At 56.1% G+C, this 16,517-nt stretch carries 18 protein-coding genes and 1 other annotated feature; of the genes, 16 read left to right on the top strand and 2 right to left on the bottom strand.

Annotation, left to right across the window (positions count from 1 at the left end):
• Nucleotides 1-22: 22 nt before the first annotated feature.
• The 11 genes from minC to pheA all read left to right on the top strand — a co-directional run bounded on the left by minC (nt 23) and on the right by pheA (nt 8,433).
• Nucleotides 23-715: a septum site-determining protein MinC gene (minC, locus tag B1A75_RS00555; protein WP_013144614.1), complete on the top strand. Its 693-nt coding sequence runs from the start codon at nt 23-25 to the stop codon at nt 713-715.
• A 2-nt stretch (nt 716-717) separates the two neighbouring features.
• The gene (gene minD, locus B1A75_RS00550; RefSeq protein ID WP_074042793.1) at nt 718-1,521 is read left to right on the top strand and encodes a septum site-determining protein MinD; all 804 of its coding nucleotides are present in this window, start codon (nt 718-720) and stop codon (nt 1,519-1,521) included.
• Nucleotides 1,522-1,783: 262 nt separating this feature from the next.
• Nucleotides 1,784-2,551 (top strand): M23 family metallopeptidase, encoded by a 768-nt coding sequence (locus tag B1A75_RS00540; RefSeq protein ID WP_079935554.1) that lies wholly within the window; start codon nt 1,784-1,786, stop codon nt 2,549-2,551.
• Nucleotides 2,544-3,404 carry a site-2 protease family protein gene (locus tag B1A75_RS00535; RefSeq protein ID WP_074042790.1) on the top strand — a complete coding sequence of 287 codons (861 nt, stop codon included), beginning with the start codon at nt 2,544-2,546 and terminating at the stop codon, nt 3,402-3,404. Before B1A75_RS00540 ends, B1A75_RS00535 begins: the two co-directional genes overlap by 8 nt.
• Before the next feature lie 397 nt (nt 3,405-3,801).
• Nucleotides 3,802-3,881, top strand: a sequence feature (ribosomal protein L21 leader region).
• Between the two features lie 14 nt (nt 3,882-3,895).
• Entirely contained in the window at nt 3,896-4,204 is a 309-nt protein-coding gene (gene rplU / locus B1A75_RS00530) for a 50S ribosomal protein L21 (RefSeq protein ID WP_074042789.1), read from the top strand.
• A gap of 2 nt (nt 4,205-4,206) precedes the next feature.
• On the top strand, nt 4,207-4,536 hold the full coding sequence (locus tag B1A75_RS00525) for a ribosomal-processing cysteine protease Prp (RefSeq protein ID WP_074042788.1): 330 nt from the start codon (nt 4,207-4,209) through the stop codon (nt 4,534-4,536).
• A gap of 15 nt (nt 4,537-4,551) precedes the next feature.
• Nucleotides 4,552-4,842 carry a 50S ribosomal protein L27 gene (gene rpmA, locus B1A75_RS00520; protein ID WP_011232084.1) on the top strand — a complete coding sequence of 97 codons (291 nt, stop codon included), beginning with the start codon at nt 4,552-4,554 and terminating at the stop codon, nt 4,840-4,842.
• Nucleotides 4,843-5,018: 176 nt separating this feature from the next.
• A complete protein-coding gene (locus B1A75_RS00515) occupies nt 5,019-5,567 on the top strand; it encodes a sporulation initiation phosphotransferase B (RefSeq protein ID WP_074042787.1) in 549 nt (182 codons plus the stop codon).
• A 237-nt stretch (nt 5,568-5,804) separates the two neighbouring features.
• Complete coding sequence (gene obgE / locus B1A75_RS00505) at nt 5,805-7,103, top strand: GTPase ObgE (protein WP_011232082.1); 1,299 nt, start codon at nt 5,805-5,807, stop codon at nt 7,101-7,103.
• 16 nt (nt 7,104-7,119) lie between these two features.
• Entirely contained in the window at nt 7,120-7,563 is a 444-nt protein-coding gene (locus B1A75_RS00500) for an ACT domain-containing protein (RefSeq protein WP_011232081.1), read from the top strand.
• Nucleotides 7,564-7,584: 21 nt separating this feature from the next.
• Nucleotides 7,585-8,433, top strand: a complete 849-nt coding sequence (pheA, locus tag B1A75_RS00495) for a prephenate dehydratase (RefSeq protein ID WP_074042786.1) — start codon at nt 7,585-7,587, stop codon at nt 8,431-8,433.
• 107 nt (nt 8,434-8,540) lie between these two features.
• Here the strand turns inward: pheA and B1A75_RS00490 are convergent, their stop codons facing one another.
• Together B1A75_RS00490 and B1A75_RS00485 are read right to left on the bottom strand one after the other, a co-directional pair.
• Entirely contained in the window at nt 8,541-9,080 is a 540-nt protein-coding gene (locus B1A75_RS00490; RefSeq protein ID WP_074042785.1) for a transcription repressor NadR, read from the bottom strand.
• A gap of 15 nt (nt 9,081-9,095) precedes the next feature.
• Nucleotides 9,096-10,220 (bottom strand): IscS subfamily cysteine desulfurase, encoded by a 1,125-nt coding sequence (locus B1A75_RS00485; protein ID WP_074042784.1) that lies wholly within the window; start codon nt 10,218-10,220, stop codon nt 9,096-9,098.
• A 69-nt stretch (nt 10,221-10,289) separates the two neighbouring features.
• Between B1A75_RS00485 and nadB the strand changes: the two genes are divergently transcribed.
• The 5 genes from nadB (at nt 10,290) to B1A75_RS00460 (ending at nt 16,514) form a co-directional block, all read left to right on the top strand.
• Nucleotides 10,290-11,882 (top strand): L-aspartate oxidase, encoded by a 1,593-nt coding sequence (nadB, locus tag B1A75_RS00480; RefSeq protein WP_176202372.1) that lies wholly within the window; start codon nt 10,290-10,292, stop codon nt 11,880-11,882.
• 28 nt (nt 11,883-11,910) lie between these two features.
• Nucleotides 11,911-12,741, top strand: coding sequence for a carboxylating nicotinate-nucleotide diphosphorylase (nadC, locus tag B1A75_RS00475; protein WP_013524231.1), 831 nt, complete (start codon nt 11,911-11,913; stop codon nt 12,739-12,741).
• 14 nt (nt 12,742-12,755) lie between these two features.
• Complete coding sequence (nadA, locus tag B1A75_RS00470) at nt 12,756-13,859, top strand: quinolinate synthase NadA (protein ID WP_074042782.1); 1,104 nt, start codon at nt 12,756-12,758, stop codon at nt 13,857-13,859.
• Between the two features lie 158 nt (nt 13,860-14,017).
• On the top strand, nt 14,018-15,586 hold the full coding sequence (gene safA, locus B1A75_RS00465; RefSeq protein WP_079935553.1) for a SafA/ExsA family spore coat assembly protein: 1,569 nt from the start codon (nt 14,018-14,020) through the stop codon (nt 15,584-15,586).
• Nucleotides 15,570-16,514, top strand: coding sequence for a phosphotransferase (locus B1A75_RS00460; protein ID WP_074042780.1), 945 nt, complete (start codon nt 15,570-15,572; stop codon nt 16,512-16,514). The genes safA and B1A75_RS00460 overlap by 17 nt, the downstream gene beginning before the upstream one ends.
• Nucleotides 16,515-16,517: the final 3 nt, after the last annotated feature.

Raw genomic sequence — 16,517 nt, 5'->3', positions numbered from 1 at the left:
TTTTGTAGAATTATTCGTTGGGGTGAACGTTGTGGCGAAACAAAAGCAGCAGTACGTGACGATTAAAGGGACGAAAGATGGGCTGACGCTGCATCTCGACGACCGCTGCTCGTATGACGATTTATTGAAAGAAATCGAGGAGCGGCTTGTCAAACAAGCTGGCGTCGCGCCAGACAGCCCCCTTGTCTCTGTTCATCTGAAAATTGGGAACCGCTATTTGACGCCTGCCCAAGAGGAAGAGGTGCGTGCGCTCATTCGCCGTTCAAAAAATTTGGTCGTCGATTCGATCGAAAGCAATGTCATGTCGAAAGCAGAAGCGATAGAATGGATGAGAAAAACGGAAATTGTGCCCGTTTCGCGCATTGTCCGTTCGGGACAAGTGCTTCATGTCGAAGGGGATTTGCTGCTGATCGGCGACGTGAACCCTGGTGGAACGGTCATTGCCGGAGGCAACATTTTCATTCTCGGCGCCTTGCGCGGCATCGCCCATGCCGGGTATGCCGGCAATAAACAGGCGATCATCGCTGCATCGGTCATGAAACCGATGCAGCTGCGCATCGGCGACATCATGAGCCGGGCGCCCGATTCGAAAACGGATGAAGGAAATGAAATGGAATGCGCTTATATTGATGAACATAACCAAATTGTTGTCGACCGCCTTCAGCTGCTTATGCATTTGCGGCCGAATTTGACGCGCTTAGAAAGGAGAATGTGAACGTGGGAGAAGCGATCGTCATCACTTCCGGAAAAGGCGGCGTCGGCAAAACGACGACGACCGCGAACCTTGGGACGGCCCTCGCCATTCTCGGGAAGCGGGTGTGCCTTGTCGACACCGACATCGGGCTGCGCAACCTCGATGTCGTGCTTGGGCTTGAGAACCGAATTATTTATGATTTGGTCGATGTCGTGGAAGGGCGTTGCACGGTGCAAAAAGCGCTTGTGAAAGACAAGCGGTTCGATAACTATTTGTATTTGTTGCCGGCCGCGCAAACGAGCGATAAGTCGGCGGTCACCCCCGCGCAAATGAAACAGCTCATTGAGGAGCTGAAGCAGGAATACGATTATGTGCTCATCGACTGTCCGGCCGGAATCGAACAAGGCTATCGCAACGCTGTCGCCGGCGCGGACGAAGCGATTGTCGTCACGACGCCGGAAGTGTCAGCGGTCCGCGACGCCGACCGCATCATCGGCTTGCTTGAAGCGGAGGAGCACGTCAAACCGCCGCGCCTCATCATCAACCGCATTCGCAGCCATATGGTGAAAAACGGCGATATGTTGGATGTCGACGAAATCATCTCGCATTTATCGATCGAGTTGCTCGGCATTATCGCCGACGATGAAAACGTGATCAAAGCGTCGAACCGCGGCGAGCCGATTGTGCTGGACCCAAACAGCAAAGCGTCGATCGCCTTCCGCAACATTGCCCGCCGTATCCTCGGCGAGTCGGTGCCGCTGCCGCCGCTTGAGGAAGAGGAGAAGGGGCTGTTTTCAAAGATTCGGAAAATATTTAGTTTGAAATAATGGAGTTGGCGCAAGAAGGCCGTTGAATGGGCCTTCTTTTTTTATTCATATTGTTGTGCTGTTTGGAATTCCTGATCTGTAACAACGGAAGCAGATGGTATCGATCGGTTGCGGCGCTCAGCCGAAACGTTGGTGTGAAACCGTTTGCGGGATTTGTTCGCGGACGTGTTCGGCGAGGCGCGGCGAAAAACGCTCGTTCATATTCCATGAGGTTGTCTCATAAATTAGTACAAACGTTGTTGGAAAGGTGGAGGGGGGACGTATGGATCGACGCGTCCGTGAGATGAAAAAACGCATTGAAAAACGAAGAAGGGAACGTCAATATAAGGGGAAGGATCCAAAAGAATCCAGATGGAGCGCCGCTGATGAGGAGCGGTACGGGCTGCCGGTCGTCACGTATGACCGCTATTCGTTTGAAGCCGCTCCCCATCCGTTGTTCCGCAAAGAATGGTTTTTATTCAAAACACTCATCGCTGCCTGTCTCGTGCTAGTGACGGCCATTTTGTTCCGGCATCCGTCCGCTTCCCTCGAGCCGGCGCGGCAGTTTATTGCCCGGACGATGGAAACCGAGTTTCAGTTTGCGGCCGTCTCAGCCTGGTATGAAAAAACGTTCGGTGAGCCGCTCGCCTTTTTTGCCCCGAAAAAGGAAGAAAAGGTGAAAACGGCTTCATCCTATGCAGTGCCGGCTTCTGGACGGATTCTCGAAAGTTTTGAAAAAAACGGGGAGGGCGTGACGATCGAAACCGAGAATGGAGCCAAAGTGGAAGCGATGAAAGAAGGGATTGTCACCTTTGCCGGTACGAAAGACCGTCTCGGCAAAACGGTCATCATCCAACATGCGGACGGCACGGAGACGTGGTATGGACATTTGGGGGCCATTTCGGTGAAATTGTATGATTTTGTAGAAATGGGGCAGGAAGTTGGCACGGCCGAGGCGAGCGAGGCAAATAAACAGAAAGGGCTGTTTTATTTTGCTATTAAACAAGGAGATGAATTTATCGATCCGATTCAGGTGATTTCCTTTGAATAAGTATATGGCGCTGCTTGGGAAGCTGCACGTCCACCCGCTGTTATGGCTGATCGGCGGCATCGCGGTGCTTACCGCCCATTTCAAGCAGCTTTGCCTGTTGTTTTTCATCGTCCTCGTTCATGAGCTCGGCCATGCGGCGGCGGCCGCGTTTTTCTCTTGGCGGGTGAAGCGGATTTTGCTGCTGCCGTTCGGCGGAGTGGCGGAAGTCGAAGAGCACGGCAACCGGCCGTTCCGCGAGGAGTGGATCGTGACGCTCGCCGGGCCGGCCCAGCATCTGTGGCTCGTAGCGGCGGCATTTTTTTTGTGGAAGGCCGGCATGATGGATGGCGGGAGCTGGGAGCTCTTTTTTCGCTACAATGCGGCCATTTTCGCTTTGAACTTGCTGCCGATCTGGCCGCTGGATGGAGGCAAGCTATTGTTTTTGCTGCTGTCCTACCGCCGCCCGTTCAGCGAAGCGCACCGGAACACGGTCGCCATATCAGCCGCCGCGCTTGCTGTCGGCGTCGTTCTTTTGTTTGTGTTGGCGCCGCGCCAGCTTGATTTATGGGTGATCGCCGCCTTTTTGGCGCATGCTCTTTGGCAGGAGCAAAAGCAGCATCCGTATGTCGTTATGCGCTTTTTGCTTGAGCGGTATTATGGAAACAAAGGCGGCTATACAAAGCTGCGGACGATTACGGCGCCGGCGGACGAACGCATCTCGGCCGTGCTGCAGCGATTTTACCGCGGACAAAAGCATGCGATCATCGTCGTTCGCGACGGGCGCGAACGGGCGACGCTCGATGAAAACGAGCTGCTGCATGCGTTTTTTGCCGAAAAGCAAGCCGATGCGCCGCTTGGCGCTCTCATCTATTGATCGTGGCTATATATAGATGCAACGAAAAAGTTTAACATATCCTGGACGGAAAAGTTGCTTATCTATTTTTCGACTGTCGAGGGCAAGCCTGTGGCTTGCCCCCGTCACGCCAAGGCGTGACGGGAGGCCGAACAACCGCTCGCTTCACAGACCCATACATGGGCCTGAAAGCGGCGTTGTTCGATCGCTCGACAGTCGATCCAATGTTCGGTAAAAGCTACAAATGTGAAAGCTTCAAATGGCATCTATATAGTCGTTTGCACCGTTTCATCATCGCCCGCCGGGAGACGAAGATGACGGTTGACGGCCGGCCGTTTCTATGTTACGATAGATGACGTTGTAGACTTTTTGTCCTGCCAACAAGGGCAAAAGAGGGCGGCTGTCGCAAAAAGACGCACCCGCACTACAACCGCTCAGCGCGGGCGATGAAGCGCTCCGTCTTGGGCCGCCTTGGCGCTGGCGAGTCTGAGTCCATGAAGGAGGTGCGATGCATGTACGCAATTATCGAAACTGGCGGCAAACAATTGAAAGTCGAAGAAGGCCAAGAAATTTACATCGAAAAATTGGATGCGAATGAAGGCGATACGGTCACGTTTGACAAAGTGCTGTTCGTCGGCGGGGAAACGGTGAAAATCGGCAACCCGACGGTCGAAGGCGCAACCGTGACGGCGAGAGTGCAAAAACACGGCCGACAAAAGAAAATTATCGTCTTCAAATATAAAGCGAAAAAGAACTATCGCCGCAAACAAGGCCACCGTCAGCCGTACACGAAAGTCATCATCGAAAAAATCAACGCGTAAAGATGATCCGCGTCACGATTGAACGGGAAGCGGACGGCCGCATCCGCGCGTTTACGATGGAAGGGCATGCCCATTTTGCGAAACGCGGGCAGGACATCGTATGCGCCGGCGCTTCGGCGGTCTCATTCGGCACGATCAACGCCATTGAGGCGCTCGCCGGCGTCCGCCCGCATGTTTCGCTCGGCAAAGACGGCGGCTACCTCCGCTGCGAGCTTCCGGAGCTGGAAGAAGCGGCGGCAGAGAAAGTGCAGTTGTTGTTGGAAGCGATGGTCGTTTCGCTAAAGACGATCGAACGCGATTACGGAACATTTATCCGCGTGACATCCATCTAGCGGGAGGTGACTGCCATGCTGAGACTTGACCTGCAATTTTTTGCTTCGAAAAAAGGGGTCGGTTCGACGAAAAACGGCCGCGACTCGATCGCGAAACGTCTTGGCGCAAAACGGGCTGACGGCCAATTCGTCACCAGCGGTTCGATTTTGTACCGTCAACGCGGAACGAAAGTCCATCCGGGCTTGAACGTCGGCCGCGGCGGCGACGATACGCTGTATGCGAAAATCGACGGCATCGTCCGCTTCGAGCGGCTCGGCCGCGACCGCAAACGCGTCAGCGTCTACCCGGTCAGCCAAGAAGCGTAATCGATGTGGAAAAAACTCTAACCGTTCGGTTAGGGTTTTTTCTTTTTGGCGTAGAAAAATCGTTCCCGTTCAATGTCAAAAAATGTTATAGTAAAAGTACATGCCTCCCCCATAGCCGGGAGGCGGAAGTCCGAGCGGGGCGGGGAGCCTGCGCTTAGTGGATAGGGGAGCGTCGGATGGAGAAGCGATGGACTGTCGTTGAGGTGATGCGCCATGCCCGCCATGACTGGCTGAACAAAATCCAGCTCATCAAAGGGCATTTGGCGCTCAATAAAATCGAACGGGTGCAGGAAATCATTGAAGACATTATCGGCGAGATGCATCAGGAAACGCGGTTGACGAACTTGAAGGCCGAGCGGTTCGCTGAGCTTGTCATGACCTATAACTGGGAGCCGCGCCCGCTTTTTCTTGAGTATGAAATCACGGACGGCGAAGCTGATTGGTCGCGGTGCGATGAACAGCTGGCTGAATGGTGCCGCAAATTTTTTCGCCTGCTCGAAGCGCAAGCCGATGAGCGGACAGAAAACCATTTATGTTTGTCCATTGAGCTGTCCGGCCGACGGGCGGCGCTGTTTTTTGATTACCGCGGCACGTTTAGGGACGGCGAAGCCATTCGCACTTGGCTTGAGCGCTGCGAACCATCACCGCCGCTTCGGCTCGCGTCGTTTGCCGTTGGCGAGGGCGAATTGACGGTGGAGCTTGAGCTTTTGACGGCGGAATCTTGACCATTGGTTGGACGAAGGAAAATGGAAGGCAAAGCTTATTTTGCCCTAAGAGGTGCGAACGGATCGATCCAATCGGACCGAAAAGCGGCGGCTGGGCTTGAACCGCCCGCCAGCCTGCAGACGGCCGGTGCTTGCGTACATATTGACATCATGGAATCGACTCTGTATACAATAATAAGTATTAGTCATACTCATTTCGCCATGATACCATGATGGAAGCGAATCGGAGGAACAGCCATGTTTGTTGATCAGGTGAAAATTTATGTGAAAGGCGGGGACGGCGGCAACGGCATGGTCGCGTTCCGCCGGGAAAAATACGTCCCAAAAGGCGGGCCGGCCGGCGGAGACGGCGGCAAAGGCGGCGATGTCGTCTTTGTCGTTGATGAAGGGCTGCGGACGTTGATGGATTTCCGCTACCAGCGCCATTTTAAAGCGCCGCGCGGCGAAAACGGCATGTCGAAAAACCAGCATGGCAAAAATGCGGAAGACTTGATTGTCAAAGTGCCGCCAGGCACCGTTGTCATTGATGCGGATACGAACGAAGTGCTCGCCGATTTGACCGAGGCGGGGCAGCGGTTTGTCGTCGCCAAAGGCGGGCGCGGCGGGCGCGGCAACACCCGATTTGCGACGGCGTCCAACCCAGCGCCGGAAATTGCGGAAAACGGCGAACCGGGCGAAGAGCGCAACATCATTTTAGAGCTGAAGCTTCTCGCTGACGTCGGGCTGGTCGGGTTTCCAAGCGTCGGCAAATCGACGCTGCTGTCGGTCGTCTCCGCAGCCCGTCCGAAAATCGCCGAGTACCATTTTACGACGCTCGTCCCGAACTTGGGCGTTGTCGAAACGGAAGACGGCCGCAGTTTTGTGATGGCCGACTTGCCGGGATTGATTGAAGGGGCCCATCAAGGAGTCGGGCTCGGGCATCAGTTTTTGCGCCATATCGAACGGACGCGCGTCATCGTCCATGTTATCGACATGGCGGCGGTCGAAGGGCGCGACCCATACAACGATTACCTCGTCATCAACGAAGAGCTGAAGCAGTACAACTTGCGCTTGACCGAGCGGCCGCAAATTGTTGCCGCCAATAAAATGGACATGCCGAACGCCGAAGAAAACTTGCGCCGCTTCAAAGAGAAAGTTGGCGATGCGGTGCCGGTCTTTCCGATTTCTGCGGCGACAAGGCAAGGAGTGCGCGAGCTGTTGTTTGCCATCGCCGACCTGTTGGAAACGACGCCGGAATTCCCGCTTCATGAACGGGAAGATCCGGCCGTGCAGCGCGTCGTGTACAAATATGAAAAAGAGGAGCCGCCGTTTACGATCACCCGCGCCAGCGACGGAGCGTTCATTTTGGCGGGCGACAAAATTGAAAAGTTGTTTAAGATGACGGATTTCTCGCGCGAAGAATCGGTGCGCCGCTTCGCCCGCCAGCTTAAAGCGATGGGGGTGGATGATGCGCTGCGCGAGCGCGGCGCGAAAGACGGAGACACGATTCGGTTGCTTGATTACGAGTTCGAGTTTGTCGACGACTGGGATGAATAGAGCGGGGGAAGGTGCGGTGGAGAAAAAATTTTATTTGGTGCGCGAAGACGTCCTGCCGGAAGCGATGAAAAAAGTCGTGCTCGCTAAACAGCTGCTTGAGCGGAAAAAAGCCGCCTCGGTCGCCGAGGCGGCGCAGCTCGCCAACATCAGCCGCGGTGTGTTTTACAAATACCGCGATGCCATTTTTCCGTTCCAAGCGGTGACGAAAGAAAACATCGTCACGCTCTTTTTCCATTTAGAAGACCGCTCCGGAACGTTGTCACAGCTGCTTGGCGTTGTGGCGGCGGCCGGCTGCAACGTGCTGACCATCCATCAAACGATTCCGCTTCAAGGGAGGGCGAACGTGACGCTGTCGGTCAGCACGAACGATATGAACGAGGAGATTGATGAGCTCCTCGCTAAGCTCAAACAGCTTGAATTTGTCGAAAAAGTTGAAATTGTCGGTTCGGGAGTGTATTAAAGAAAGGGAGAGGCAAACGAGATGAAAATCGGTTATTTAGGACCGAAGGCGACGTTCACCGAAGCGGCGGCTGCTCTCCTTTTTCCGTCGCAGCCGCGGGAGCCGTACGACACGATTCCCGATTGCATTGACGCCGCGGCGGCCGGAGAGATTGAAGCGGCCGTGGTGCCGCTCGAGAACGCCTTGGAAGGATCGGTCAATTTGACACTCGACTATTTAATTCACGAACAGCCGTTGCCGATCATCGGCGAAATCGTTGTGCCGATCGAGCAACATTTGATGGTGCACCCATATTTCACCCCGCATTGGCGCGAAGTGAAAGAAGTGTATTCCCACTCGCACGCCATTGCCCAATGCCGGAAGTTTTTGCATACGGTGCTGAAAGGGGCGAAGCAAGTGCCGATGACGTCAACGAGCGCCGCCGCGAAATTTGTGAGCGAGCATCCGCACTTGCCGGCGGCGGCGATCGCCAACCGGCTGGCGGCGGAAAAATACGGGCTAGTGATCGTGCAGGAAAACGTCCACGATTACGATTACAACCATACGCGCTTTATTGTCGTCAGCCGGCGCAAAGAGCCGCTTTTGCCTGATTCGCCCCTTTATGCCGGCGACAAGACGACCGTGGTCGTCATGCTTCCGCAAGACCGGCCGGGCGCGCTCCACCAAGTGTTATCAGCGTTTGCCTGGCGGCGGCTCAACTTGACGAAAATCGAATCGCGCCCAGCCAAAACAGGCCTTGGCAACTACTTTTTTATTATTGACATCGACGCGCCGATGGATGACGTCCTCATCCCGGGGGCGATCGCGGAAATTGAGGCGCTCGGCTGCACGGTGCAGCTGTTGGGCAGCTATCCATATTATTTTGCCTGACGCAGACAAAAACGCGGGCGGTCTGCTGCCGTCCGCTTGTTCCCTTTTTAGACGGCCCGCCGCGCAGTATTCTGCAGGGAATGAGCCGATGCGCGGCCAGGTCCAGTTTACGCTTCGATGAGAAAACCGGCTTGTTTCAAGGCGCGGCAAGCGGCGTCAAGCTTCACTGGTGAATCGGCTTCCAGCGTATGCAAATGCGTTCCGTCCGTCAGCTGCAACAAATACGACGATTTTGTCGCCTCGATTTTGGCGATGAATTGGTCGACTTCCAAACGGTTGCTCACCATGATCGAGGCGGTCAAATCGCCGTAGACTGGATGCTCGATTTTGACGTCCCTGACCGTCACGCCGCAATCCACGAGCAAATACAACTCTTCTTTCGTCTGTTCCGGCGTATGGAAGCAGGCGACCGTCCTCGTGTACGTTTTGGCTGGTTCGACCGGCTTTAAATACAAATAGCCTTGGCTTGTGGCGATGATCGGTTCGTTGCGCGCCTTTAACAGTGAAATGTCTTGGACGATCACTTGGCGGCTGACGTTCGTTTTCGCCGCCAGCTCAGCCCCCGTGAGCGGCGCTTCGCTTTCTTTCAACCATTGCAAAATGAGCTGGCGCCGCCTTTCCCCTAAAATTTTCTTTTCCTCTTTCACCTGCCATTCCTCCTTTCATGCCGATGTAAGTCGTTCCAGGGTGGAAACGAACTGGTCGATCTCCGCTTCGGTCGTGGCCGCGCCCAATGAGACGCGGATGAATTGCTTCGCTTCTTCGGGCGTTTTCCCGACGGCGAGCATCGTCCGCGACGGCGCCTGCAGCCCGACTTGGCAGGCGCTGCCGGTGGAAATGGCGATGCCGGCGCGGTTGCATTCAAGCATCACAAACTGCCCTTCGTACCCAGCGACGGACAAACCGATAATATGGGCAAGCCGGAAATCGGGATGGCCTTCCACCGCCACCGGCAGCTGTTTGGCGGCGATGGCGTGAAGCAACCGATTCCGCAGTCGTTCCAAACGCGACTGTTCGTCCGCCATTCGTCGATGGAGCTGCTGTGCGGCCGTAATGAAGGCGGCAATACCCGGTACGTTGACCGTTCCCGGCCGAAAGCCTGATTCGTGCGTCGCTCCCGGAAACACCGGCTTCCAATGCCGACGCGGGTTGATGTACACAGCGCCGACCCCTTTGGGACCGTACACTTTATGGGCGGAAACGGATAGGCTGTCTAGTCCTATCTCTTGAACATCTAGCTGTATTTTAGCAAAAGTTTGCACGCAGTCGCTATGAAAAAGGACGCCGTGCGCCCGCAGGAGGCGGCCGATGTCGGCAAGCGGCTGGATCGTGCCGATTTCCGAGTTGGCGTGCTGGATGGAAGCAAGGATCGTCTTCGGCGTGATCGCCCGCTCCAAATCCGCAAGCCGAATGCGCCCGAATCGGTCGACGGGCAAATACGTGACCGTATATCCTTCTGTTTCCAGCTGTTTGAACAAGTGATGGAGAGAGGCATGTTCGATTTCGGTCGTGATCAAGTGGTTTCCTTGATGCCGGTAGGCGGCGGCTAGCGAACGGATAGCGAGCATGTTCGCTTCCGTTCCGCCGCTTGTGAAATAGATCCCTTCCGCTTCTCCGTTAATCATGGCGGCGAGTTCGCGCCGGCATAAGGCAAGCAGTTGTTTCGCTTTCGTTCCGATGTCATGCAGGCTGCTTTCGTTGCCAAAGTAAACGGACGCCGCTTCAGCGTAAGCGGCGATCGCCTCTTGGCACATTGGCGTCGTTGCCGCGTAATCCAAATAAATCATATTCCCCCGCCTTTGCATCATTTTTTTCGCCAAACCTCTTGCCATTAGTTTAAATATGTGTAAATATAGATGTCAAGACAGGTGAAAAGAAAGGGGCGTCCGAGAGTGAAGGAAGGTGGCGTCATTGTTGTTGGCAGCGGGCTGGCCGCTTTAACGGTCGCCGATCATTTGTCGCAACATGAACATGTGATCATTTTCACGAAAAAGCGCCGTACCGACAGCAATTCATGGCGGGCGCAAGGAGGGGTGGCCGCGGCGCTGGCAGAGAGCGACGATTGGCGCTCTCATTTCCGCGATACGATGGTCGCCGGCTGCTTTCATAATGATGAACGAATGGTCGAACGGCTCGTCCGCGAAGGGCCGAGGCGGCTGCAAGAATGGATCAACGCCGGCATGGCGTTTGACCGGGATGAAGACGGCCGACTTTGCTTCGGGCTCGAGGGGGGACACAGTCGCCGCCGCATTTTGCACGCTGGAGGCGACCAGACGGGCAAAGCACTCGTTTCGTTTTTGCTTGAGCGGCTCGAGGGACGCGTGTGGATGGAAGAAGGCGAGCAGGTGATTGATTTGCTTGTGGAAGAGGGGCGTTGCGTCGGGGTGAAAACGAAGCGGGAAGACGGTTCCGTGTCCATTTGGCCGGCGTCGGCCGTCGTGTTGGCGACCGGTGGATGCGCCGGATTGTATACGTTCACTTCCAACGCGCCGACGGCGACTGGCGACGGCATCGCCATGGCGTACCGCGCCGGTGCGGCGGTGGCGGATATGGAGTTTATCCAATTTCATCCGACGATGCTCGTTGCCGGCGGAAAAGCGGTCGGGCTCGTCTCGGAAGCGGTGCGCGGCGAAGGGGCGGTGCTTGAGGCGGAAGACGGACGGCCGCTGATGGACGGCGTCCATCCGCTTCGCGATCTCGCTCCGCGCGACATCGTCGCCCGAGCGATCGCGGCGGAACTCGATCGCGGCGGCCGCGTCTATTTGAATATTTCCCGCGTTTCTCATTTTCGCCGCCGCTTTCCGACGATCGCCGCGCTATGTGAGGCCTATGGCGTCGACCTTGAAGCCGGCCGCCTTCCTGTCGCGCCGGGCGCCCATTTTTTAATGGGCGGCGTTGTCGTCAACGAGTGGGGGCAGACGACGGTGCCGGGCTTGTACGCCGTCGGGGAAGCGGCGTGCACCGGTGTGCACGGCGCCAACCGGCTCGCGAGCAACTCGTTGCTTGAAGCGATCGTCTTTGGATTCCGTGCGGCCTGCGCCATCCGCCGTCAGGCGGCGTGGCCGCAAACGGTTCACCGAGCGGATTCATCCAGCCCGCGTCGTTTGATTGTACCACGGCTGCCAGAGCGGGCGTTGATTCGTGAACAGCTGTCAACGTTTGTCGGCATCGTCCGCGACGGCGATCGGCTTCGCAAAGCGGTCGACTGGTTGGAACAGTTTTCGTTGCCGGATTGGCTGGATGGCGACCTTGAACGATTGTCGGCAGAGGAGATTGAAACAGGATATATGCTGCTAGTGGGCTGGCTTGTCGCTTCATCAGCGCTTGGGCGCACGGAAAGTCGCGGCGGCCATTACCGGAGCGATTTTCCGCGTGAACGCCCGGAGTGGCGGGGACGGCGCCTTGTGCGGACGAAAGAAGAGTGGGCCCGCCTTGGGGCTGGGAGGTAAAGCGGCAAAGAAAACGGAGGTATGAAAGATGAACCGGTTGAAGCTCGAACAACTGTTGCGACAGTTTTTTCTTGAAGATATTGGCGACGGCGATGTGACGAGCGAGACGATTTTTCCGGCTCATGAACGGGCATCAGGCATGTTTATGGCCAAAGCGGACGGGGTGGTGGCCGGCGTCGGCATTATTGCGGCGGGCTATCAGCTGCTGGATCCGCGCGTCGAAGTAACCATCATGAAACAGGACGGCGAACGGGTCCAAGCCGGCGAAACGATCGCCGTCGCATCCGGACCGGTCGGGCCGCTGTTGTCCGGTGAGCGCGTCATTTTAAACTTGCTGCAGCGGTTAAGCGGCATTGCCACCGTGACGCGGCAGGCCGTTGACTTGCTTGGCAATAGCTCCACGCGCATTTGCGACACGCGGAAAACGACGCCGGGGCTGCGCATGCTTGAAAAATATGCCGTCACATGCGGCGGCGGCTACAATCACCGCTTTGGCTTGTACGACGGTGTCATGATTAAAGACAACCATATCGCCTTTTGCGGATCGATCGCCCGCGCCGTCAAAACGGTGCGGGAGCGGCTTGGGCATATGGTGAAAATCGAGGTGGAGACCGAAACGGAAGACGAAGTGCTCGAGGCGGTCGAAGCCGGGGCGGATGTCATTATGTTTGACAACCGGACGCCGGATGAGGTGCGGGCGTTTGTCCGGCTTGTGCCAAAGCCGATCATCACGGAAGCGTCGGGAGGAATTACGCTCGCCAATGTGGCGGCGTACGGCGCGACCGGAGTCGACTACATTTCGCTCGGATGTTTAACCCATTCCGCCCCGGCGCTCGATATGAGTTTCAATTTGCGATAATGGAGGGGAGAACCGTGAACGTCCTTGAACAGTTGAAACGGCTGGATGAGATGCCGGAACGGTATAAAACGATGGAACAAAGCGAGCTCGAAGCGCGCGCCCGCGCGGTGAAAGAACGGTTCGGCCGGCGCCTTTTCATCCCGGGCCATCACTACCAAAAGGATGAGGTCATTCAGTTCGCCGATGCGACCGGCGATTCGCTTCAGCTTGCCCAGCTCGCGGCAAAAAACAGCGAAGCCGAATATATTGTGTTTTGCGGCGTCCATTTTATGGCAGAAACCGCCGATATTTTAACGAGCGACGACCAAACGGTCATTTTGCCGGACTTGCGCGCCGGCTGTTCAATGGCCGATATGGCCGATATTTTTCAAGTCGAGCGGGCATGGGCGGCGCTTATTGAGCGGTTTGGCGAGACGATCGTGCCGCTTGTGTACGTCAATTCGACCGCGGCGATTAAAGCGTTTGTCGGCCGCCATGGCGGAGCGACCGTCACCTCGTCGAACGCGAAAAAGATGATGGCTTGGGCGTTTTCACGGAATGAACGGATTTTCTTTTTGCCGGATCAGCATTTAGGGAGAAATACGGCCTATGCGCTCGGCATCCGTCTTGACGAGATGGCGGTGTGGGATCCGCACGATGAGACGCTTCAAGGGGCGGACGATCTCGACAAGGTGAAAGTCATTCTTTGGAAAGGGCATTGCTCCGTGCATGAAAACTTCACCGTCCGACAAATCGAGCATATTCGACGGATGAAGCCGGGAATCCATGTCATCGTCCATCCGGAATGCAGCTGGGAGGTCGTCCAGCAAGCAGACTACGCCGGTTCGACAAAATACATTATTGAAACGATCCGCAATGCTCCACCCGGCACCCAGTGGGCGATTGGAACGGAAATGAATTTGGTGAACCGGCTGAAGCACGAACATCCAGACAAAGAAATTGTTTCTCTCAATCCATATATGTGCCCGTGTTTAACGATGAATCGAATTGATTTGCCGCATTTCGTCTGGGTGCTCGAATCGCTTGAGCAAGGAGCAATCGTCAACCGCATCACCGTTCCGAAAGACATCGCCCTTGAGGCAAAAGAGGCGCTCGACCGCATGCTTTCGCTTGCCTAGCTTTTTCCCTGGCTTGACGAGGAGGGATCCTCGTTCGGTCAGGGATTTTTTTATCATAAATCAACGATCATCGTCATACATTGTGTTGAAAGACGATAACGGGAAACAAGCATCGGTTCGATCGAGCGTAAACAGTCTCGGTTTAGGAGGGGAACGGAGTGAAAATCCATATTGTCCAAAAGGGCGACACCCTTTGGAACATCGCCCAAAAATATGGAGTGGATTTTGAACAATTGAAAAAAATAAATGGGCATTTGAGCGACCCGAATATGATTATGCCTGGAATGAAAATCAAAGTGCCGACAGCAGGGGTGCCGGTCAAAAAAGAGACGAAGGCGCCTGTGTCACCCAAAAAAATGCATGTGAAAGAGCACCCGTACGCAGAGGCGAAACCGTTCGTCTCATTCCACATTGATGCCGAGCTTGACACTGCTGTCGCCCCTGCTCCGGAGGGCGAGGCAGCGGTAAACGCACCGGCGGGTGAGGCACCGAAAGCAGCGGTAAAGAAAACGCCGAAAGCGCCGGAGAAGAAGGCGGAGAATATGCCAGTGAATGAAGCGCCGAACGTACCGGTGAACGAAACGCCAAATGTACCAGTGAACGAAACGCCGAATGTGCCCATCAATGAAGCGCCAAAGGCACCGGCGGGTGAGGCGCCGAAAGCGGCGGTGAACGAAACGCCAAAGGCCGTCGAGAAGGAAGCGCCAAAAACGGCACCAAAAGCAGTGGTGAATGAAGCGCCGAACGTACCGGTGAATGAAATGCCAAATATACCAGTGAACGAAACGCCGAATGTGTCCATCAATGAAGCGCCAAAGGCGGTCGAGAAAAAAGCGCCAAAAGCAACGGCACAAGAAGCACCAAAAACGCCGAAAGCGGAGGCAAAAGAAGGGACAAAAGCGAAAGGCGCCCCTGTGCCGCCGCTTGTGCATACGATTCCGCCGGTGGCCCCGCCTCCTCAGCTTTCGTTCGCCCAATCGCTGGCCAACGTGCCGCCGATTCCGCCGAAGCCGAGCAATATTTTGCCCGACATGATGAAAGAGGAGGACAATGAAAGCCCAGCTGAATGGAAAGGGGAATCGGCGGCTGAGAGCGAAGACGCGCCGCCGCTGCCGAACATTCCATATGTTCCTGTCGCCCCGCCGACGGCCCCAACATTTGGCACTGACCAAGGATGTACGCCAGTGCCGCCAGTTTGGCCGGGGAGCGGATTTTACGTGCCGCCGCTGCCGGTCATGACGCCGTCCTATCCGCCATCGCCTGTGCCGCTGGCCGTTGGGGAAAGCGGCGAAAGTCCGGAAAGCGGTTCAGCGCCGTTTCCCGGCATTAGCGAAAGCAGCAGCGAATCATTAGAGCCGCCGCTTCCTGGGCCTGGGGCTGCCGACCCGTTTGTCCCGTCGGCGGGGACTGTTTTCCCCCCGCTCGGCGTTGCAACGCCAGTTTATGCGCCGCCTGCGGCGTACCCCTCGCCCGTTGGCTATCCGTCTTTTGGATATGCGCCGGCCTATGCGCCGACCCAGTACTACGGAGGGTACGCCCTGCCGGCTCCATACGGATATGCGCCGCAGTCAGCGCCGCCGCTTCCGTGGCCAGGCGTCGTTTATCCGACAAGTCCAGCGGGATACGCGCCGCCATCCTACCCGCCATCATCCGCCCCGCCGGTTGCCGGCCCCCGTTTGTTTAGCGAACCGCCGGATGAGGAGAGCGGGCATGGCGAGGAACAATAACCAAGTGAAAAGAGACGCCGCTGGCCGTCTCTTTTTTCTTCTTGACCGCCAATATCGGCTTGTTATTCAACAAGTTGTGGCATTGAAACCGCATGTCTTAGTCGTTGCCGCTCGGCAAGGAATGTTTGTCGCCAAGGCGTATCGCTTGCCCGTTGCGGCCGCGCGGCACGCCTGGCTTCTTGCCGTATTAAGGAAGGCCGGTTTTTCCGCCGCGCCGGCCCCTATGCCGATCGGGCGCGGAGGAGTGGTTGAAGCCGGCGGATGCTATTGGCTGCTGACGGAATATGTGGCCGGAGCGCGTCCAATCTCGTTTGCCGCTTGGGCTGACGCCGCCGACGGACTTCGTTTGCTCGAACGTTACCATACCGCAACGGAAAACATTGCCAGAAGTGAGCAGAAGGCGATGGGGCTGCCGCGTGCGCAGCTGTATGACAAATGGCGGCGCCGCTATGAGGAGTTTTGCCGACATTTGCCCGTTGTTGAAACGATCATGGACAAAGAAGACATTTTGTTTACGCTGCGTTGGGCGGATTACTGTCTATCAACGTGCCGCGAGCATGCTCCAGAGTTGACGGCGGATTCTGCTGCCATCATTCATGGTGATGTCGCCTCCCATAATTTTTTGCGCACCACAACAGGCCATATTTACCTAATCGACTATGACGCGGCCGCCCTTGCCTCGCCCGGGCTTGACTATTGCCAATACGCCAATCGCCTCTTGCCGCATATCGGCTGGTCATATTCAACACTCGCCCGTTTCGCTCCGCTTCGCCGTTGGTTGGAAAAACGCTGGTTTTTGCATGCGCTCTTATTTCCGGCTGATGTGTTTCGCGAATGGCGGTCAGCCGCCGCGCGCCGCCGTCCCCTTGTGTTCGACCGCAAGCGGAGAGAACGGTTTGTCCGCCGCCTTTATGCTATGCTACAATGAAGA

The organism is Geobacillus sp. LEMMY01, assembly GCF_002042905.1.
Classification (GTDB): domain Bacteria; phylum Bacillota; class Bacilli; order Bacillales; family Anoxybacillaceae; genus Geobacillus; species Geobacillus proteiniphilus.
The sequence above is the reverse complement of the archived record's forward strand: the minus strand, read 5'-3'. Positions and strand labels throughout refer to the sequence as shown.

Coding starts and splice junctions, on each gene's coding strand:
- B1A75_RS00540 (WP_079935554.1), top strand. CDS start 1,784: ATGGATCGACGCGTCCGTGAGATGAAAAAACGCATTGAAAAACGAAGA.
- rplU (WP_074042789.1), top strand. CDS start 3,896: ATGTACGCAATTATCGAAACTGGCGGCAAACAATTGAAAGTCGAAGAA.
- B1A75_RS00525 (WP_074042788.1), top strand. CDS start 4,207: ATGATCCGCGTCACGATTGAACGGGAAGCGGACGGCCGCATCCGCGCG.
- rpmA (WP_011232084.1), top strand. CDS start 4,552: ATGCTGAGACTTGACCTGCAATTTTTTGCTTCGAAAAAAGGGGTCGGT.
- B1A75_RS00515 (WP_074042787.1), top strand. CDS start 5,019: ATGGAGAAGCGATGGACTGTCGTTGAGGTGATGCGCCATGCCCGCCAT.
- obgE (WP_011232082.1), top strand. CDS start 5,805: ATGTTTGTTGATCAGGTGAAAATTTATGTGAAAGGCGGGGACGGCGGC.
- pheA (WP_074042786.1), top strand. CDS start 7,585: ATGAAAATCGGTTATTTAGGACCGAAGGCGACGTTCACCGAAGCGGCG.
- B1A75_RS00485 (WP_074042784.1), bottom strand. CDS start 10,220: ATGATTTATTTGGATTACGCGGCAACGACGCCAATGTGCCAAGAGGCG.
- nadB (WP_176202372.1), top strand. CDS start 10,290: ATGTCAAGACAGGTGAAAAGAAAGGGGCGTCCGAGAGTGAAGGAAGGT.
- nadC (WP_013524231.1), top strand. CDS start 11,911: ATGAACCGGTTGAAGCTCGAACAACTGTTGCGACAGTTTTTTCTTGAA.
- B1A75_RS00460 (WP_074042780.1), top strand. CDS start 15,570: ATGGCGAGGAACAATAACCAAGTGAAAAGAGACGCCGCTGGCCGTCTC.